Below are 15,921 nucleotides of genomic sequence, written 5' to 3' on the forward strand. Positions count from 1 at the left end.
CCCGTGCGTCAGCCGAGACGCGCCGCCACGGCCCGCATGCGGGCGATCTCGGCGCGCTCGTCGTTGCTGACCGGGAACACCTCGTCGACCCCGGGAACGGGCGCCACGGGCCCGATCCGGCCGTCCTCGGTCCACAGCACCCCCGCCACTACGAGGAGGTCGAGGAGGTCCGCGCACGTGCGCACCGGGCCGCGGTCGTGCGCCGCGGCGTACCGGTCGAGTGTGGCGGCCTGCTCCGCTTGCTCGTCGAGGTCGTACCAGCAGGAAACCGACCAGCGGTCGCCGTCGACCGGCTCCACGGGGAGGACGCGGCCGAGCTGGTCGCGCGTCACGGTCTCGCAGCGGCTCGCGATCGCGCCGAGGATCTGCATGCCGGCCGGGGGGAGGGCCCGCAACCAGCCGCCGGCCATGTGCTGACGAGCCATCTGGTCACTGACCTCGGGCGTCCACACGGTCAGCCGGGCCGGGTGCTGCGCCTCGTCGGGAGTGGTCGTCATGGTGCTCCTGCCCTATTCAGCCGGGGTGTCCCCGGACTTCTTCCGTGCCTCGACGATGCCCTCCGCGTCCGGCACCGGAACGATCGCAGCGAGGCGCCGGCCGCGGCTGGTCACCCACGTGACCCGGCCCCGGACCGCCACCTCGTTCACGACGTCGCTGAGCGACGCACGCAGTTCCCGGATGCCGATCTCGGTCGTCTCGTCGCTTGTGTTCGCAGGCATACGCGGATGGTAGCTGGTGTACACGCGACGTGTACAGCAGAGTACGCTAGTGTACACATCGCCGGTTACGGAACGGGATTCCACCGTGACTGTCAGTTCGAAACAGCCCAAGCACGACGAGGAGCCGCCAGGTGACCACCGAGGAGCAGGCAGGGAAGCCGCCGCACGGCATTCACCTCTTCCGTAACCGTCTGTTCTGGCGGTGGTCGGACGAGTTGCCCCGGCCGCTGCGCGAGGGCTTCGTGAAGGTGCTGCACGCCTTCGGCGCCGGGGCGAACGAGTCCGGCCGGATGGTGTTCTGGGACGGCCGGATCATCACGTTGAAGGAGATCGCCCGCGCGGCCTGCGTCGACCCGAAGGACGCACGCCGGTACATCAACGCCGCCATGGCGGCCGGGGTCGTCACGGTGTCTGGCGAGCGTAAGAAGGGATACACCCCGGTCTACGCGGCCGTCGTGACCGATACGCCGAACTGGGCCGCCGCGGTCGAGGTGCTGAAGGCGACGAAGGCCGAGCCGAAGCGCCGCACCCCGAGGGTCTGGGAGGGCCAGGGAACGGGGGATGCACCCGCTTCCCCCCTCCAGGGTGAAAGGGGGGATGCACCCCTTTCGGAGAACGGGGGATGCACCCCCCAGGGAAAGGGGGATGCACCCTCTACATCCCAAGGGTTCCCAAGCAACTACCCCAAGACTTCTCGTGGTGACGGCCGTCAGGCCTCTACCGGTAGTGGGGGCTCGGGTGGTGGCGGCTCCGCCGCGCGGCGAGACGAGAGCGAGCAGGTTTCCAACAGCGCGATCGGTGCCGTGATCCGCGACCTCCCCCGTCGGCTGATGGACCGCCTTCCCGAGGACCAGCCGATCCCGGCAGCCATCGAGGGCGCGATCCGTACCGAGCTGGCGAGGGGCCTGTCCCCGGCACAGCTGGTGACCCGGGCGAAGCGGCGCTATCTCGAGTTCGGGATCGAGCGGGACATCGAGTCCGCCGAGGGCGAGGGTGTCCGGACCCCGGTCGGTGCGCTGATCTCGCTGGTGCGGGCCGGGCGGTGCACGAGCCCCCGATGTGACGACGGCACGGACCTCGACACGGGCGAGGAGTGCCGGACCTGCGAGCGCGACCGGGAGGACCGCCGCCCGGCGCCGCAGGAGCCAGTGCAGGGCGCGTTCCCGGTGTCGGTGCCCTCGGCTCCCGTGCCCGCCCCGGTGCCCACCCCTCGCGGCCGTCTGGTGCCGCACGACTGCGCTAACCGCGTGTGTCCCAACAGCTTCCCCGCGCCCGCTGGTGCCCCGGCCGGGCTGTGCCCCGAGTGCCGCGAGGACGAGACCGAGAAAGCGAGCAACCAGTGAGAGACCGACTGCCCTTGACCGACCCGGCGACTGGTCTGAGCCGCGGTGCGATCCGGCACCCGAACGGCACCCCGCCGCAGGTGCTCGGCTGCCGCTGGTGCGGGGAGTTCCACGTCGGCTCGTCCGGGTGGGCCCGATCCGTCGACTGGCACCAGTGGACCGCCCCGACGGAGGCGCAGGTCGAGGCCCGCCGGGCAGCCCGGGGGATCGCCGAGGAGCCCGTCCCGGCCGAGACCGAGCGCACGGTGTGCGGCGCGATGACCCACAACTCCGTGGGCTCTGAGCGGTTTTGCGAGAACGAGGACCCGCTCCACACCGAGGACCACGACGACGGCGACGGCTACACCTGGCCCGTCGAGGACTGGGAGCGCGAGGCCGCGTGAGCGACACGACCGAGCCCGAGCCCCGCCGGGTCCAGCTGGAGGCCGGCCGGGTCGACGAGATCCGGCTCCTCGCCTCCCGGCTCGGCGGCCGGCCGGACCCGGACGAGGTGCCCCGCCTCCTCGCCGACGCCCGCACCGCCCTCGTCGACCTCCTCGCCGACCGCGACGACCTCGTCCGCGCCAACGCCGAGGCAGGCGCCGAGCTCTCGGCCTGGACCGGCGCCATCTGAAGACTTCCGGCCCCCGCCCCGGGGGCCGGTCCTCCCGAACCGAAGGAGCGTCATGCCCGACCAAATCCTCAGCACCTCGGCCGGCCCGGTCACCGTGACCGCCACCGAGCCCGTTCCGGGCCTGCACGTCTACGAGATCCCGGAGCACGTCAACGTGCTGTCGCCGCTGCGCTGGATCCTCGCCCACCACGAAGGCCGCGCCCTGGCCTCGTTCGAGACCAAGGAGGCCGCCAACGGCGCCGCCGAGAAGGTCGCCCCGCTCGTGGACTGGACGCGCAACGCGATGACCGTCGCGAACCTCCTCGGCCCCAGCGGCGCGGAGCAACTGCTTGCCCTCCTCGCCGAGGTCGGCGGACAGCACCCCAACGCCTGACCACCGCGCCCCCGCCCGGGGGCTGGACCACACCCGAGAGGACACACGCCGTGCAGTTCACCACCGCCGACGACTTCCGCAGCTTCCTGCGTCTGTGCATCGACCCCGGCCCCGGCCGGGACAAGCGGACCCCGACCCGCCTCGTCGAGGCCCTGCCCGACCCGTACGCGGCGGCGCTGAAGGAGTTCGCCCCGCCCTACCTCAGCGCGTTCGGACGCACCGCCGCCGAGCTCACCGCCCGCGCCGAGGACATGCGCCACGCCTACGCCGCAACCGTCCTCGCATGGATCCGCGACGAGGAGCCCAGCGACCGCCTCCTCGGCCTCGCCACCGAGGCCACCGAGCACGCCCGCTCCTGCTGCTGGTGCACCCGGAACGGCGTGCTGTCCGCGACGTGCGAGGACGGCCGGCGCCTGGCTGCCGCGCTCCTCGCCCCCGCCGAGACACCGGCGGCCCCGGCCGACGAGGAGGAGACGCCCTGCGCTCACGAGTCGTGGGACGTCACCAGCGAGTACCGCGACGCCAAGACGGACGAGTGGGTCCAGGCCCGCCGCTGCAACGACTGTCCCGAGCGCCTGGACGACCTCCGCACGACGAACCCTCACTTCGAGGACCACCGCGAGACGGCGGCCGCCGAGCTCGGTCACGCCACCGTGGACGAGACCGCCGCGGCGTACGTCGCCGCCGTCCCCGAGGCCGACCAGCCGACCGACGACGAGGAGCGGCCGGCGCTCCCGCCCGCGCTGCCGTGGCTGTCGGTGCTGCGGGGCGAGGAGTTCGGCAACCTCCTCGGGGAGATCGCCCTCGCCATGCACAAGGGCAACGCCCCGCGCGACGGTGAGAGCACCGACGAGCGGCACCGCCGCACCGTCGGCTACGTCGCCGACGTCCTCGCCGGGTGGCGCGACGCGATGGAGCACCGCCGGCCGACGACGTACGTGACCAACGACGGCCGGGCCTGGACCTACCAGGGCGAGCACCACGCGAACGAGGGCGCGGCCCTGTACGAGTCGCCGACCAGCCCGAAGGCGTACAGCGTCCTGGAGCTGACCGGCATGTACCGGTGGGTCGCCGCCATCGAGGGCGGGAAGCTCGGCGACGGCGAGACGGTGACGGCCCCGTTCGACGACTACGCCCGCACCTGCCGCGTGGCCGGGCTCACCCCGTTCACCAACATCCCCATCCGCGGCGGCAGCACCGGCACCGTTCACGCGGCCGTGCACATCGCGCTGAGCCCTGACCTCGAACTGAGCACGGAGGCCGTCGACGCGGTCCGCACCGCCGTCTGCGACGGCCTCGCCGTCCGCGAGGACTGACCATGCCCCGCACCGCCCGCCCCGCCGGTACCGGGGCGGGCCCCGTCCACCGAGCACCTGGAGCCCTGCTGATGACCGCCATCCTGACCGCCCCCGAGCGGATCGCCCTCACACCGAGCAGCGACAACACCCCCGTCGCCCGCGCCATCGTCCAGAGCATCGCCGCCGACCACGACCCCGAGCACTACCTGTGGATCGTGCTCCACCGGCCCGACGGCGGCGCGAACCTCTGGCACGCCTGGACCGACGGCGGCCGGCCCCTCGGCGACGAGGTGGACCGCGTCGCCCTCGCCGCCGGGATGGACGCCGCGGACTGGCTCCACATCGGAGACCTCAACTGCACCCGCTCAACCCGGGGCCGCATCACCGTCGAGGCGTACGCGCTGCGCCCGGTCCTCGCCGACGTCGAGAGCGGCGTCCGCTGCGACGACGACCGCCGCGCCGGCGTTCAGCGCGTCGTCGACCGGGCGGCCGAGGAGACCGGCCACCCCACCCGGCCGGGCGTCCCGCGCTGGCTCGGCATGGGCCCGGCCCTGATCGCCCGACGCCCCTGACCACACAGCACGAGCGGCGCCTTCCCGGTACGGAGGCGCCGCTCGCGCGGCAGACCCTACCCGCACCCGGAGGTGTTGCATGATCCTCGGCCTCGACGACTCGGCCGCCCTCGCCCTGATCGGCGTGCTCTTCCTGCCGATCGAGATGCCGATCGTCTACTTCTGCACCCGCCGCGCCATCCGCGCATGGCGGAGGTGGGCCCAGTGAGCCCGGCCGGCCGCGCGGCCTTCGCCCTGTACGGCCTGGTCCTCCTCGGCGCCGCCGGGCAAGGCGTCGCCCACCTTGGCGCCGGCACCTTCCGCCAGGCCGCCGGTTTCTACCTCGTCGCCTTCGCCGCCCTGGTCGCCATGATCCGCGAGATCTCCCGCGCCACCCTCGACGGCCGGGACCAGCGCACCGACCTCGGATGGTTCCGCCGCTGGCGGGTCGACCGCGAGGCCCGCGCGATCGTCCGCAACTCGGCGTGCACCTGTGACGCGGCCTGGTGGCCCTCCCCGGACCGGCCTCACGCCCCGTGGTGCCGAGCTGCGAAGAACAGGAGCCGTCCCGCATGAGTCCCCGTCACCTGGCGTGCGCGACGCACGCCGCACCGCCGCCCGGTTTCACCATCACCCCGTGCTGCGGCGTGACCCCGACCGCGCTGCCCCGCTTCCACGGCGTCACCCCCAACCTGGGCGCCGTCACCTGCCAGGGACACCCCGTCAGCCCCGTGCGCGAACTCGTCGCGATCGTCCTGACCGGCACGCAGCGCCTCGGCACCGTCCGCCGCCGCTTCCTGCCCCACGGCGACGAGGACGGCCACGTCTACGACGAGCGGTGTGCCCTGTGCGCCGGCGACGTCCGCACGCTCGCCGACCAGACCACCGAGGCCCTGGTCGTCGCGTTCCCGGACGCCGACGTCGCCAACCTGCGCGCCACCCGGCCCCGCACCCGGGGACCGCGCCCGCTGGGCCTGCCCCGCGGCCCGCTGCGCACCCTTGTCGAGGTGGTCCTCACCACGACCCCGAAAACCGGCGTGTGGTCCGACGGAGGGTTCCGTCCGCACGGTTCGCCCAACGGCCACCAGACCGACCGTCGTTGTGCCCTGTGCACGGCCGACGTCGACCCCCTCGCCTCGGCCGTCGAGACCGCCCTGTCCCGGGCGCTGCCCTCGGTCGTCGCCGGGTCGTGCCGCCCCCGGCGCCCGCGCCGGCCGGCCGCCCTCACCAGTGAAGGAGCGCCATGACCGACGACCCTCGTGACGCCGAGCTGCGCCGGATCCTCGCCGTCGTCGTCGACACCGACCGGGGAGAGCCCCTCGGCTGGAGCGACCTCCCGGACCCGGCCGTCGACGAGGAGCCCGCACGGTGACCGGGCTCGTCACGGCGTTCGTCCTCGTGTGGGCGGCCGGGTACCTGACCGGCCGCCTCCGCCTGGAGGACCACCTCGTCGACTGGGCCGACGACCAGCTCACCACCCGGCCGGGACGCTCGCCCCGGTTCTGGCTCGCCGTCCCGATCGCCCTCGTCGCCGTCGGCGTCCTGTGGCTCGTCCACCCCCGCCGGACCCTCGCCAACTACCGGGACAACAAGGCGCGGCGCCGACGGCACCGCGAGCCCGTCCCGGTCCCTCAGTACGACCCCGGATGGGCCGACCGCCGCGGCGGCGCCCCCCGGGCCTGACCCACCCGCACAACCAAAGGACACACCCCGTGGAACTCAGCAAGTGGCCCCGCCTCCTCGTCACCGGCACCCCCGTCACCGAGGAGCAGGCGAACGAGATCCTGATCCGCACCGCGAACCTCTGGCTCCTGCACGTCAACGACCGGGAATGGAACGCCACCGTGGGCGACGTCCTCGGCGTCGAGGCAGGGAAGTTCGGTTTCTGGACCCCGGAGTCGACCCGCGCGGCCGCGACCGAGCTGCGGTGCCTGGAACTCCAGTGGCTCTACACCTCGCGGATCTCGTCCTCGTGGATCGGCGGCCCGCACGGCTGGTGCGACTGGGACGGCACGATCGGCGCGGCCAACTACAACATCGGCAAGCACCCCGACGTCGAGACCGTCACCGACGAGTGGCAGCGGATCGCCGCCGCGTTCCCGTACCTCGACCTGCGGGCGCAGCTCGTCACCGACGAGGGGGAGGGCGACCTCGCGGCCGAGTGGACCGTGAGCGCCGGCCGCGCCGTCCACCGCGAGCCCGACCCCGGTGACCCGCTGCTGACCGACATGCAGGCCCTCGGCGCTGGCGACTTCCTCGGCCGCCTGTTCGTCGGCGGGGAGCGCGGCGTCACCGTGCCCCGGCTGCGCGCCGCCGTCGCCCAGGTCCGCGCCTCCTCCTGACCCCTCCCGCCCGGCCGCCCACCTCGGCGGCCGGGCCCACCTCAGACCCGAAAGGCACCCCGTGAAGACCGCCATGGATGCCGTCGGCTTCCTCGACACCGGCACCACCCCCACCACGACCCCGGCCGGGGCCATCCTCCCGCCGTTCTCCGGTAGCGACACCGTCTGTGCGAAGTGCCGTTACCTGGAGGCGTTCACCCGCTACCGGCCGGCGCTGTCCGACCGGACCCGCGAGGAGTTCAACGGGGCCACGCGTCGCGGCCCCCTGCCTGAGCGGCTGGAACGCACCTGCGCCCGCTGCGACTACGCATGGGACGAAGCCCTCCCCGTCGACGACCAGGCCGACGGCGGCCTGAGCGTCGACGACCTCGTCCACGCCCTCGACAACTCCACCCCGTACCCGGTCGAGCTCGACCGGTCCCTCCTCCGCCACATGGCCGCCCGGCTCCTGGAGATGGCCGTCGTCCTTCCCGTCCGGGATCACGCCGTGTGGCAGCCCGAGGAGCCCCCGCCCCCGACTGTCGCCCCGCAGGACCCCGACACCCTCGCCACCCCGGAGGCCTGACCGTGACGATCACCAAACTCACCCCCGAGCAAGCCCGATGGGTCGGCGCCCGCATCGCCGATGCCCTCGGCTACGTGCGACAGATCGTCGACCAACTCCGCGCCCTCGTCCGCACGGCCCTCGACGCGATCCGACAGTTCGTCGAGACGTGGAACCGGTCGCCCTACGCCGCGGCGGCCGGACCGTCCCGGCCGGCATGGATGAGCCCTTACGGGCCGCCCGCTCGTCGACGCCGTCACTGACCACCAGGAGCCGAACCATGCCCCTTGCAACACAGGACGCCCGCCGCTTCTCCGAGCTGCGCGCCTCCGGCCTGCTCTGGCTGATCAACCGGGTCGTCTTCCACCCGCGCGGCCTGGCCCTCGCCGTCCACGCCTACGGCAACGGAGAGCTGTACGGCTGGAGCCTCCTCCCGTCCCCCGACGGGGGCCCGTGGACCTACCCCGAGGACGTCGAGCCCGACTACCTCCGCGCCGCCGAGGCCACCCTCACCGCCGCACTCAACACCCCCGTCCGCCCGGACGAGGACGTCCGTCCGCCCTCCCGTCCGACCCCGGACGAGGAGGCCGGACGCCCCGGACGCGACCCGGTCCTCGGCGAGCGTCCACCCACCGCGACCAGCGCGGACGCCGTCCGTCCGGGGACGGACGTCCGCGCGGACGACGAGGCGGACGCAGGCCGGACGCGCGACCGCCGGGCCGAGGTCCGCCAGGCCATCGACGGCGCGTTCCTCGCCCCGGACGAGGACGGCCGTCCGGTCCGGATCATCCCGGCCGGGAAGCTGACCCTCGGCCCGGACGGGCTCACCGACGTCGAGCGCCAGCGCAAGACGATCCGCGACACGCTGAACGCCGAGCTGTCCCACGCCGACGCGCACGCCGTGTGGGACCTCACCCTCGCGATCAGCCGCGCCCTGCACGCGATGCCCCGCTACGCCACCCCCGCCCGGCCCGGTCTCCTCGACGGGCCCGCCCGCTGCTCCTGCGGGGCGACCGGCGAGCTCCTGGCCGTCGACCCCGCAGGGCTGCACGCGCACGCCGCCCCGGACGAGGAGCAGCCACATCCGGCCGTCGCCTGGTGGGCGAGCGCGTACGAGCGGGCGACCGTGGCCGAGGTCCGTCTGTCCGCCGTCCGCGACGTCCTCGACGACATGGAACGCACCACCGGCGCCCGGCACTGGGCCCGCCTGCTCCGCCAGGCCGCCGGCGCCTCCCACCAGGACGACTACGGCGGCCCCGAGATGTGGCGACGCCGCGCCGTCCGCCGCGCCCTCGCGCTCTCCCGCGCACACGGCCTGATCAACGCCGTCTGCGACCTCGCCCACGAGGACACCGAGGAAGCGGCCGGGGAGCATGGTGACGGCTACCGCCAGGCCCTCGCCGACCTCCGCGCGATCCTCGTCGCGTTCGAGCACCTCCCGGACGAGGAAAACCCCAACGCCGCGATCATCGTCCACTCCTGCAAGAACCCGCAGGCCAGAGCGTTCGTCGAGGTGGGCGACGACGAGATCCCGATCGTCCACTCCGCCCACCGCGACGAGGGAGCGCCGTGACCCGCACCGACCTGGAGGCCGTCCGCGAGAGCGCCGTCCCCGTCGAGACCATCCGCCTCACCCCGGTACGTGCCCGGGTTCCCGACCATGGCGCAGCGTTCGTCTGGTCGTTCGCCGACCCGGTCACCCTGTCCCTGGTGAACGTCTACCGGTTCAACCCGTCCGGCGGGCTCCTCACCCCGCGCGGCCCCGAGCTGCGCCAGGTGTACGCCGCCCTGCTCACCGGGGAGGGCTTCATCGGCGAGAGGGCCACGGACTTCGTCGACCGGTACCTCTACGACCACCACACCGAAGGCGTCGCCGTCGAGACGTGGAGCGTGGTCCCCGGACACGGCGCCCGCCCGAGCTGGTGGTACGTCCTGCTGCCCCTCCTCGTCCGGCTCCCGCTCGGCGTCGAGGACTGGCCGCTGGAGGAGGAGCCCCCGATCACCGTCCGCACGGCCGGCGAGGTCCACCCCAACGAAGCCCACACCTCCGCCGCCCCGCGCCCCTACCCGGGACCGGAGCGCCCCCTCGACCCGGGCACCTACGTCCGCCAGGCCGTCACCCGGGTCCCGCCACCACCGGCACCGCTACGGCCGTTCAACGTGTGACCGACGACACCGTCCGTGTGCACGTTCTGTGCACACGGACCGTCGCCTCCCCGGCACGCTGAGTGCCGACCACCCAACAGCCCACCAGGGGGGAACCCGCCATGCCCGAAACCTCGTCAGCCGCCCGCTTCGCCGCCCTGTACGCCGCCCTGACGGCCGCCCACGAGGTCGGCGACTACTGGGTCCAGCAGGACGCGGACGCGGTCGCCAAGGGGAAGCCAGGCCGCGAGGGGGTCACCGCCGCGGTCCGGCACGTCGCCACCTACACCGCCACCCAAGCCGTCGCCGTCGCCGCGGTGAACCGCGCCTTCGGCCTCCGCCTGTCCTGGCGCCGCGCCGCCGCCGGTCTCGCCCTGTCTGCCGCCACCCACTACGTCGCCGACCGGTGCGCCGGACAGTGGTCCGACAACGGCCCCGGCGCACCCCTCCTCGTCCGCCTGGCCCACGACGCCGGACACTCCCCGTGGCTCACGAAGGACCCGGCCGCCGGGCCCCTCATGGACCAGGCATGGCATAAGGGCTGGATCGCCCTCGCCGCGGCCGTCGCCGCCGGCGGGCGGTGACCCGTGCACCTCCTCCCGCACAGCATCCGCCGCCGCCTGAAGCGCCGGCGCTTCGCCCGCACCTGGCGCAAGATCGAGGCATTCACCTACCAGTGCGCCCCAGTCCCGACCTGGAGCCGGGTCCGTCGCCTCAACGACGTCGCCCACGTCTGGGAACGGCACCCCGAACGGCCCCGGCCGCGCTGACCCGGACACGACGACGGCCCCCGCCGGATCTCTCCGACGAGGGCCGCCCGGTCCCTCACCTAAAGCCCGCGCTCCCGGTTCCACCGGCTGATGTGCATCACATACAGCACGTTCCCGATCCCCGCGGTGAACAGGAACAGCCAGAAGTGCACCGCCGCCGACTGACGCCGACGCCGCCCGTAACCGCCCGCGACGGCCGACGCCGAAGCGGAAGCCGATGACACGTTGTTGATCACGATCGGCGGCCCCTGGTACGGCTGGCCCGGCGGCTGCTGGTCGGCTGAAGTAGTCATGACGCCCCTCATGGTTCGGTGTGCAAAACGCGGACCGCACCATAGGGCCGCAAAACCCACCACGCAGACCGAACCGCCCCATCCTCACCCGGTCGAGCGGCCCCCTGGTCACCACCTGCACCCGCTGCGTCACCCACTGCTACCCTCGACGGGCGCACTCGGGGACGAGCGCACGAGGTGCCGGCGGACGACGCCCCCGCCGCACCGCTCCACAGCGGCCCCTCGCCGGCCTCAGCCGCGAGGGGCCGTGGCGTTCCCCGGACCCCCGATTTAGATCACGAGACCGCGCTACGCTCGCCCCGCGCGTTCCTCCGTTCCGATCACGACGGTTGTCCACACAGAACGACCCCCTGCCAGCCCGAATCCGGCAGGGGGTCGTTCTGTGTTCGGGGTCACGCTCTGGCGGCGGCTCGCTGGCGGAGCTGGTTGGGGCCATGTCGAGGTGTGCCGTGGACGTTGTACCGGCCGCCTCCTGCGGCGAGGAGGTCCCGCTCGATAGCGCGAGCGGCCTTGCGGGACGGGTGCCAAGTCCAGTCGAACGACGCGACCTGTGACCACCAGTGCGTGTGTCGGTGCTCGTCGGCCCACCGGTGGACGGGGTCCTTGCTGGCCCCGACGTAAAGCAGGGCTCCAGCGGCGTCATAGAGGCGGTACACCGCCACGTCGTCGGGCCCCGTCGGGTGGACGATCGTCCCCCGGGCTGTGTCGGGTGGGGGCTCAGTCGTCGCCGTCTCCGTCGTCATCCTTCACCTTCCGTGGCCGGGACTTCCCCGACCCTGAGTAGCCGCGCTCGATGTCCTGGACGGTGGAGGACGACACGCCGATGTTCTTCGCGATCGTCCGGTGCGGCACGCTCTGTCGACGCTGCCCTCGGACGTAGTCCCGGCGGAGGTCGCTCAACTCTTTGATCTTCGGCCCCGAGACCCGCAGGAACTCACTGATCGCCCTGGCCCGGAGGGTCTCGTCCTCAATGGCCTTAAGGGCCTCAATCGCGTCGATCACGCGTCGTGCCTCCTCCGTGCCGCCCGCGCTTTCTTCGGCCATCCGGTTCCTATCTGCCGTGGCCGCTTGCCCGAATGTATGGGACTCCCATACTCTCGGGCAAGCAACACCAGTTGCGAGTACAAAGCGGCCCCCGGTCGGGGCCTAGGAAACGCCGACCGGGGGCCACGTCAGATGGAGCTGACGCATGGCACAGAGTACTGATCCACGTCCGGCCGTAGGCCAGGGCGTCACGGGTGAACACGAGTCCAGGGCCGCGGTGGTCCTGGCTGGTGTCGCCGGGGAGCTGGCGACGAAGGACCCCGAGGTCGTCGTCGACCCCACGGACTTCCCGATCATGGTCGGGATCCATGCCGCCCGTACGGGCATCACGAGCGGGCAGAACGTCTCCCGTCTCGCGCTGCGCACGGTGGGTGCGGTCCCGGTCGGGGTGTCCCGCGAGGTGTTCGCCGTCCAGGTCGCGCAGGGGGCGCAGGCCCTCGGCTACGACTGGTCGGCCGACGACAACCGGCGCGTCATCCCGACGATTCCGGCCCCTCGTCCCGAGCAGCGGGCGGAGGTCTCGCGGTGACGGAGCAGCAGCGCGCCGCGAAGGCGTACGCGGACAGTCGTGGGCAGCGCGACCCCGAGGCCGTACAGATCGGTCAGCACAACGCGCGCACCGGGGCGAGCAACACCTCCGGCAGCAACCCGGGGGGTGCTCGCTGATGGGAGCGCGCGACTTCATCCGGTCCCTGAAGCCCGGCAATGACCACGCCTTGGCCGCACAGCTGCGCGGGAAGCAGCAGGCGACCGAGAGGCGGGCCGCGTCAGACCGGGCGGACGCCGTGAGGGCGATCAGCGACCGCGACAAGAACCGCACCCCCGCCGAGGTGGCGGAGAGCAGAGCACGGGGCCGCCGTAGCAAGCGAGGCCCGTTCGAGCCCCCCGCCCCGGGCGTCAACCCCTGAGAACTGGGCCGGGCGCCTCTCGTCCCCCGAGGAGGCGCCCGGCCCGACCCCTGTAGATCCAGCGTGAAGGGCGTCACGATGACCGACCAGCAGCCGCAGGCACAGCCGCGCATCCCCGGCGTGCGATACCGCAAGGTGAAGCGCACGGCGTGGGTGCCGGTCACGTACAAGGGCGAGACCAAGATGGTCAAGCGGGAGTGGACCGAGGAGGTCCCCCGGCTGCCGTTGAACCTCGATCTGCTCTACGTGCGCGCGGCCGTCTGCGTTGCCGTTCTGCTCACCGGGGTCGCCGTGGTCTGGTCGACGATGGCGATCGGCCGGCAGCTCGGCCACCTCGTCCCCGAGCACCCTGACGTGGGTTACCTCGGCGCGGCCTCGTTCGAGCTCCCGTGGGTGACGTGCCTCGCGATCAGCTGGGTCCTGCGGAATCAGCCGGACAAGGCGAAGCCGGTCAACATCGCCGGATGGATCGGCCTCGGCATCGTCGTCGCCGCGATCATCCTGGACGGCTACCGGGTCGACGCGATCGAGGTCGGCATCCTCGGGGCGTTCGTCTCGGTCGTGGCTAAGGGGCTGTGGTGGGTCATCATCGGCCTGTTCCATGTGGAGCTGGACGACGACCGTGCCGGGTGGCTGAACTCGAAGCGGCAGGATCTCGCCGTTGAGCGCGTCATGCTCGGCGAGCAGCAGCGCATGAGCGGTACGGAGGCGTACCTCGCTCACTTCGGTGTGGACGCCTCGGCGCGGCCGGTGATCACCCCGGCCGTGCCCGCCCCCGAGCTGCCGTCGGCCCCGGCCGTCGAGGCGGCGCAGCCGTCCGCGCCGTCCGTCCCGGCCGGCCCTCCGGTCCCGCCTCCCGCCGCGCCCGTCCCGGCCCCGGCGCCGTCCGCCCCGGCGGCGGCCCCGTCCGCCCCTCCCGCACCTCCGTCCGCCCCGGCCCCGGCGGTTCCGTCCGCCCCCGCCGCGGCGGCGTCCGCGCCGTCCGTCCCGGCTCCGACCCCGTCCGCACCGGCCCCGTCCGTCACCCCGATCGGGACGCCGACGATCGCGGCCGTCGTCCGGACGCTGACGACCAATGACCCCGGCCTCGCCGAGGTCGACCGCCGGGACGAGCTGATCGACCTCGCCGCGAAGCAGATGCCCCAGCAGTACAAGGCGGACCCGAAGAAGTTCGCGGCCACGGTGAAGCGCAACCTCCGGGTCAAGGCGTCGTGACCGTGCCCGCCTGGCCCTCCCCGTGACCGGCCGCCCCTCGTGGTGGCTGGTCACCGTCCTCGCCGCCGCCGCGTGGCTGCTGCTGGTCGACCACATCGTCCAGCACGCCCGCGGCGGCGCCCCCTGACCCCTGACCACCACCACCGGAAGTGATCCCTATGGGCACCCTGGCCGTCGCCTGCCTGGTCACCGTCCTCGTCTGCTACGTCCTCGTCCGCATCGTGCCGACACGCGGCATGGCGGTCCCGTTCTTCTGGATCGGCGCGTACGCCCTCGCCTGCCTGCTCTCGATCCCGGCCGTCAAGGTGATCACTGGGGTCCTCGAAGTGATGGGGCTGCGCCGATGACCCCGGGGGAGCGCTGGGTCCAGCGCGTCATGGGCGGCCTCGGCGTCCGCCCCGTCGGTCACGCCGAGCAGCCCCACGACGAGGACGACACGGTCCCGGCCGCGCCCGTCGTCCCGATCCAGCCGACCCCGCCGGCGCGCGGCTGGCCCCCGGCTGGTGTGCGCCGGATCTCGAGTGTGGCCACGGGGCGTCTGCCCGCCCCGGGCCGCACGATCGACCTCGGCGAAGAGGACGACGAGGGCGACGAGCCGGGTACGGAGACGGCCGTCGACGACGAGGGCCAGGCCGAGGAGGAGCCCGTCGACGAGGCCGACGAGGAGGACGTCGAGAAGGCGCCGGCCGCGCCCGCCGCGCCGGTCCCGAACGGGCCGGTGGCGAAGGTCCCGCCCGGCGCGAAGCCCGTGAAGCCGAAGGCCCGGCGCGGCCCGACGCTCAGCAAGGACGACCCGAGCCTCCGGATCACCGTCTTCAACCTGACCGCCGCGGCGGTCGGCTACGGGACCCCGCTCGCCGGGATCGTCGAGACCTACCTGACGTTCGCCGAGGAGGCCGCCCGCGGGGTGTTCGCGTTCCTCCTCGCGGTGGTCGGCGCCGTCGGCACGTGGTGGGTCACCGGCCGCCCCGGCGTGCGGGAAATCCTTTCGTGCCTGCCGTACTGGGGCGTGATCCGGCTCGCGGCCTGTCTCGGGCTTGCCGAGGCCGGCCGCCGTATCGCGCCCGTCCCGGTCGCCTGGCTGAACGAGACCGGCACGGAGTGGGGGCTCGGCCCGAACGCCGTGTCGTTCCTGATCACCTCGGGCGGCATCACCTTCGCCCTGTGGTGGTGCATCGACCGCAGGTTCCGCCGCTTCCACTGGGTCGTGCGCTGGTTCTTCCGCATCCCCCTGGCGACCGCCGTCGTCGTCACCCTCTCCCACGGCAACCCCATCAGCTGAGAAAGGCACCCCCGTGCACCACGACACCGTCACCCTCGCCGCCGGGGTGGGAGGCCAGATCCTCGGCTCGGTCACCGTCGCGGGCCTCGCCGGCGCGGCCACCCTCGCATTCATCGCGGGCCTGAGGGGCAGCGACAAGATCAAGATCGACAACAAGGTCAAGGCGCTCGTCTGGGGCGCCATGATCGGTCAGCTCTGGATCGCGGCCGGGGGCACCCTCGCGGACATTGCGTCCGGCGTCGAGGACATCAGCGACGGCGTGTTCGGCGGCTCCGAGCTGCTGGGCTCGGCCCCCGGACAAGGAGGCGTCTGCCTCATCCTGTTCGTCATCGCCTACGCGTTCCGCTGGAAGCGCATGGTGCCGCCCGCCATGTGCGGCCTCGCCCTCGGGATCGGCATGGCCGACGCCGGCGGCCTGTGGGGAATCGCCGCGAACGTCTTCAAGATCCTGCTTGGCACCGTCGCCACGAAGGTGATGTGA

At 73.1% G+C, this 15,921-nt stretch carries 30 protein-coding genes; 25 read left to right on the forward strand and 5 right to left on the reverse strand.

What is annotated here, in order from left to right; genetic code table 11:
- Nucleotides 1-8 precede the first annotated feature (8 nt).
- Nucleotides 9-497: a DUF6042 family protein gene (locus tag OHO27_RS28645; RefSeq protein WP_328427834.1), complete on the reverse strand. Its 489-nt coding sequence runs from the start codon at nt 495-497 to the stop codon at nt 9-11.
- Nucleotides 498-509: 12 nt separating this feature from the next.
- Nucleotides 510-719: a type II toxin-antitoxin system prevent-host-death family antitoxin gene (locus OHO27_RS28650; protein WP_328427835.1), complete on the reverse strand. Its 210-nt coding sequence runs from the start codon at nt 717-719 to the stop codon at nt 510-512.
- Between the two features lie 131 nt (nt 720-850).
- Here OHO27_RS28650 and OHO27_RS28655 point away from each other — a divergent pair, with 131 nt between their 5' ends.
- From OHO27_RS28655 to OHO27_RS28740, 18 genes are all read left to right on the forward strand, one after another.
- Nucleotides 851-2,062: a hypothetical protein gene (locus OHO27_RS28655; protein WP_328427836.1), complete on the forward strand. Its 1,212-nt coding sequence runs from the start codon at nt 851-853 to the stop codon at nt 2,060-2,062.
- Nucleotides 2,063-2,076: 14 nt separating this feature from the next.
- Entirely contained in the window at nt 2,077-2,445 is a 369-nt protein-coding gene (locus tag OHO27_RS28660) for a hypothetical protein (RefSeq protein WP_328427837.1), read from the forward strand.
- Nucleotides 2,442-2,675: a hypothetical protein gene (locus OHO27_RS28665; protein WP_328427838.1), complete on the forward strand. Its 234-nt coding sequence runs from the start codon at nt 2,442-2,444 to the stop codon at nt 2,673-2,675. The genes OHO27_RS28660 and OHO27_RS28665 overlap by 4 nt, the downstream gene beginning before the upstream one ends.
- Before the next feature lie 52 nt (nt 2,676-2,727).
- Nucleotides 2,728-3,048 carry a hypothetical protein gene (locus OHO27_RS28670; RefSeq protein ID WP_328427839.1) on the forward strand — a complete coding sequence of 107 codons (321 nt, stop codon included), beginning with the start codon at nt 2,728-2,730 and terminating at the stop codon, nt 3,046-3,048.
- Nucleotides 3,049-3,098: 50 nt separating this feature from the next.
- Nucleotides 3,099-4,364 (forward strand): hypothetical protein, encoded by a 1,266-nt coding sequence (locus tag OHO27_RS28675; protein ID WP_328427840.1) that lies wholly within the window; start codon nt 3,099-3,101, stop codon nt 4,362-4,364.
- 2 nt (nt 4,365-4,366) lie between these two features.
- Nucleotides 4,367-4,918 carry a hypothetical protein gene (locus OHO27_RS28680; RefSeq protein ID WP_328427841.1) on the forward strand — a complete coding sequence of 184 codons (552 nt, stop codon included), beginning with the start codon at nt 4,367-4,369 and terminating at the stop codon, nt 4,916-4,918.
- Nucleotides 4,919-4,997: 79 nt separating this feature from the next.
- Nucleotides 4,998-5,126, forward strand: coding sequence for a hypothetical protein (locus OHO27_RS28685; protein WP_328427842.1), 129 nt, complete (start codon nt 4,998-5,000; stop codon nt 5,124-5,126).
- Entirely contained in the window at nt 5,123-5,473 is a 351-nt protein-coding gene (locus OHO27_RS28690; RefSeq protein WP_328427843.1) for a hypothetical protein, read from the forward strand. Before OHO27_RS28685 ends, OHO27_RS28690 begins: the two co-directional genes overlap by 4 nt.
- Nucleotides 5,470-6,144, forward strand: a complete 675-nt coding sequence (locus OHO27_RS28695; protein WP_328427844.1) for a hypothetical protein — start codon at nt 5,470-5,472, stop codon at nt 6,142-6,144. Before OHO27_RS28690 ends, OHO27_RS28695 begins: the two co-directional genes overlap by 4 nt.
- Complete coding sequence (locus OHO27_RS28700; protein WP_328427845.1) at nt 6,141-6,269, forward strand: hypothetical protein; 129 nt, start codon at nt 6,141-6,143, stop codon at nt 6,267-6,269. The genes OHO27_RS28695 and OHO27_RS28700 overlap by 4 nt, the downstream gene beginning before the upstream one ends.
- Nucleotides 6,266-6,580 carry a hypothetical protein gene (locus OHO27_RS28705; RefSeq protein ID WP_328427846.1) on the forward strand — a complete coding sequence of 105 codons (315 nt, stop codon included), beginning with the start codon at nt 6,266-6,268 and terminating at the stop codon, nt 6,578-6,580. The genes OHO27_RS28700 and OHO27_RS28705 overlap by 4 nt, the downstream gene beginning before the upstream one ends.
- Nucleotides 6,581-6,609: 29 nt before the next feature.
- Nucleotides 6,610-7,239, forward strand: coding sequence for a hypothetical protein (locus OHO27_RS28710; RefSeq protein ID WP_328427847.1), 630 nt, complete (start codon nt 6,610-6,612; stop codon nt 7,237-7,239).
- Between the two features lie 61 nt (nt 7,240-7,300).
- Nucleotides 7,301-7,804 carry a hypothetical protein gene (locus OHO27_RS28715; RefSeq protein WP_328427848.1) on the forward strand — a complete coding sequence of 168 codons (504 nt, stop codon included), beginning with the start codon at nt 7,301-7,303 and terminating at the stop codon, nt 7,802-7,804.
- A gap of 2 nt (nt 7,805-7,806) precedes the next feature.
- Nucleotides 7,807-8,046 carry a hypothetical protein gene (locus tag OHO27_RS28720; protein WP_328427849.1) on the forward strand — a complete coding sequence of 80 codons (240 nt, stop codon included), beginning with the start codon at nt 7,807-7,809 and terminating at the stop codon, nt 8,044-8,046.
- Between the two features lie 17 nt (nt 8,047-8,063).
- Nucleotides 8,064-9,356: a hypothetical protein gene (locus OHO27_RS28725; RefSeq protein ID WP_328427850.1), complete on the forward strand. Its 1,293-nt coding sequence runs from the start codon at nt 8,064-8,066 to the stop codon at nt 9,354-9,356.
- Nucleotides 9,353-9,949: a hypothetical protein gene (locus OHO27_RS28730; protein ID WP_328427851.1), complete on the forward strand. Its 597-nt coding sequence runs from the start codon at nt 9,353-9,355 to the stop codon at nt 9,947-9,949. The genes OHO27_RS28725 and OHO27_RS28730 overlap by 4 nt, the downstream gene beginning before the upstream one ends.
- 101 nt (nt 9,950-10,050) lie before the next feature.
- Complete coding sequence (locus tag OHO27_RS28735) at nt 10,051-10,512, forward strand: hypothetical protein (RefSeq protein ID WP_328427852.1); 462 nt, start codon at nt 10,051-10,053, stop codon at nt 10,510-10,512.
- Nucleotides 10,513-10,515: 3 nt separating this feature from the next.
- Nucleotides 10,516-10,698, forward strand: a complete 183-nt coding sequence (locus OHO27_RS28740; protein WP_328427853.1) for a hypothetical protein — start codon at nt 10,516-10,518, stop codon at nt 10,696-10,698.
- Between the two features lie 59 nt (nt 10,699-10,757).
- Here OHO27_RS28740 and OHO27_RS28745 read toward each other — a convergent pair whose 3' ends face one another.
- The 3 genes from OHO27_RS28745 to OHO27_RS28755 all read right to left on the reverse strand — a co-directional run bounded on the left by OHO27_RS28745 (nt 10,758) and on the right by OHO27_RS28755 (nt 11,993).
- The gene (locus OHO27_RS28745; RefSeq protein ID WP_328427854.1) at nt 10,758-10,991 is read right to left on the reverse strand and encodes a hypothetical protein; all 234 of its coding nucleotides are present in this window, start codon (nt 10,989-10,991) and stop codon (nt 10,758-10,760) included.
- A 392-nt stretch (nt 10,992-11,383) separates the two neighbouring features.
- The gene (locus OHO27_RS28750; RefSeq protein WP_328427855.1) at nt 11,384-11,734 is read right to left on the reverse strand and encodes a hypothetical protein; all 351 of its coding nucleotides are present in this window, start codon (nt 11,732-11,734) and stop codon (nt 11,384-11,386) included.
- Nucleotides 11,709-11,993, reverse strand: coding sequence for a hypothetical protein (locus tag OHO27_RS28755; RefSeq protein WP_328427856.1), 285 nt, complete (start codon nt 11,991-11,993; stop codon nt 11,709-11,711). Before OHO27_RS28755 ends, OHO27_RS28750 begins: the two co-directional genes overlap by 26 nt.
- Before the next feature lie 187 nt (nt 11,994-12,180).
- Between OHO27_RS28755 and OHO27_RS28760 the strand changes: the two genes are divergently transcribed.
- The 7 genes from OHO27_RS28760 to OHO27_RS28790 all read left to right on the forward strand — a co-directional run bounded on the left by OHO27_RS28760 (nt 12,181) and on the right by OHO27_RS28790 (nt 15,921).
- Complete coding sequence (locus tag OHO27_RS28760; RefSeq protein ID WP_328427857.1) at nt 12,181-12,564, forward strand: hypothetical protein; 384 nt, start codon at nt 12,181-12,183, stop codon at nt 12,562-12,564.
- Nucleotides 12,561-12,701: a hypothetical protein gene (locus OHO27_RS28765; protein WP_328427858.1), complete on the forward strand. Its 141-nt coding sequence runs from the start codon at nt 12,561-12,563 to the stop codon at nt 12,699-12,701. The genes OHO27_RS28760 and OHO27_RS28765 overlap by 4 nt, the downstream gene beginning before the upstream one ends.
- On the forward strand, nt 12,701-12,943 hold the full coding sequence (locus OHO27_RS28770) for a hypothetical protein (RefSeq protein WP_328427859.1): 243 nt from the start codon (nt 12,701-12,703) through the stop codon (nt 12,941-12,943). The genes OHO27_RS28765 and OHO27_RS28770 overlap by 1 nt, the downstream gene beginning before the upstream one ends.
- 78 nt (nt 12,944-13,021) lie before the next feature.
- A complete protein-coding gene (locus OHO27_RS28775; RefSeq protein WP_328427860.1) occupies nt 13,022-14,158 on the forward strand; it encodes a hypothetical protein in 1,137 nt (378 codons plus the stop codon).
- A 158-nt stretch (nt 14,159-14,316) separates the two neighbouring features.
- Entirely contained in the window at nt 14,317-14,505 is a 189-nt protein-coding gene (locus tag OHO27_RS28780; protein ID WP_328427861.1) for a hypothetical protein, read from the forward strand.
- The gene (locus tag OHO27_RS28785) at nt 14,502-15,440 is read left to right on the forward strand and encodes a hypothetical protein (protein ID WP_328427862.1); all 939 of its coding nucleotides are present in this window, start codon (nt 14,502-14,504) and stop codon (nt 15,438-15,440) included. The genes OHO27_RS28780 and OHO27_RS28785 overlap by 4 nt, the downstream gene beginning before the upstream one ends.
- 13 nt (nt 15,441-15,453) lie before the next feature.
- A complete protein-coding gene (locus OHO27_RS28790; protein ID WP_328427863.1) occupies nt 15,454-15,921 on the forward strand; it encodes a hypothetical protein in 468 nt (155 codons plus the stop codon).

This window comes from Streptomyces sp. NBC_00443 (assembly GCF_036014175.1).
Taxonomy (GTDB): domain Bacteria; phylum Actinomycetota; class Actinomycetes; order Streptomycetales; family Streptomycetaceae; genus Streptomyces.

What these genes read in the sequence shown, in the direction of transcription:
- OHO27_RS28650 (WP_328427835.1), bottom strand. Translation starts at nt 719, where the DNA reads ATGCCTGCGAACACAAGCGACGAGACGACCGAGATCGGCATCCGGGAA.
- OHO27_RS28700 (WP_328427845.1), top strand. Translation starts at nt 6,141, where the DNA reads ATGACCGACGACCCTCGTGACGCCGAGCTGCGCCGGATCCTCGCCGTC.
- OHO27_RS28785 (WP_328427862.1), top strand. Translation starts at nt 14,502, where the DNA reads ATGACCCCGGGGGAGCGCTGGGTCCAGCGCGTCATGGGCGGCCTCGGC.
- OHO27_RS28760 (WP_328427857.1), top strand. Translation starts at nt 12,181, where the DNA reads ATGGCACAGAGTACTGATCCACGTCCGGCCGTAGGCCAGGGCGTCACG.
- OHO27_RS28745 (WP_328427854.1), bottom strand. Translation starts at nt 10,991, where the DNA reads ATGACTACTTCAGCCGACCAGCAGCCGCCGGGCCAGCCGTACCAGGGG.
- OHO27_RS28770 (WP_328427859.1), top strand. Translation starts at nt 12,701, where the DNA reads ATGGGAGCGCGCGACTTCATCCGGTCCCTGAAGCCCGGCAATGACCAC.
- OHO27_RS28725 (WP_328427850.1), top strand. Translation starts at nt 8,064, where the DNA reads ATGCCCCTTGCAACACAGGACGCCCGCCGCTTCTCCGAGCTGCGCGCC.
- OHO27_RS28750 (WP_328427855.1), bottom strand. Translation starts at nt 11,734, where the DNA reads ATGACGACGGAGACGGCGACGACTGAGCCCCCACCCGACACAGCCCGG.
- OHO27_RS28735 (WP_328427852.1), top strand. Translation starts at nt 10,051, where the DNA reads ATGCCCGAAACCTCGTCAGCCGCCCGCTTCGCCGCCCTGTACGCCGCC.
- OHO27_RS28775 (WP_328427860.1), top strand. Translation starts at nt 13,022, where the DNA reads ATGACCGACCAGCAGCCGCAGGCACAGCCGCGCATCCCCGGCGTGCGA.
- OHO27_RS28680 (WP_328427841.1), top strand. Translation starts at nt 4,367, where the DNA reads ATGCCCCGCACCGCCCGCCCCGCCGGTACCGGGGCGGGCCCCGTCCAC.
- OHO27_RS28685 (WP_328427842.1), top strand. Translation starts at nt 4,998, where the DNA reads ATGATCCTCGGCCTCGACGACTCGGCCGCCCTCGCCCTGATCGGCGTG.
- OHO27_RS28780 (WP_328427861.1), top strand. Translation starts at nt 14,317, where the DNA reads ATGGGCACCCTGGCCGTCGCCTGCCTGGTCACCGTCCTCGTCTGCTAC.
- OHO27_RS28670 (WP_328427839.1), top strand. Translation starts at nt 2,728, where the DNA reads ATGCCCGACCAAATCCTCAGCACCTCGGCCGGCCCGGTCACCGTGACC.
- OHO27_RS28645 (WP_328427834.1), bottom strand. Translation starts at nt 497, where the DNA reads ATGACGACCACTCCCGACGAGGCGCAGCACCCGGCCCGGCTGACCGTG.
- OHO27_RS28695 (WP_328427844.1), top strand. Translation starts at nt 5,470, where the DNA reads ATGAGTCCCCGTCACCTGGCGTGCGCGACGCACGCCGCACCGCCGCCC.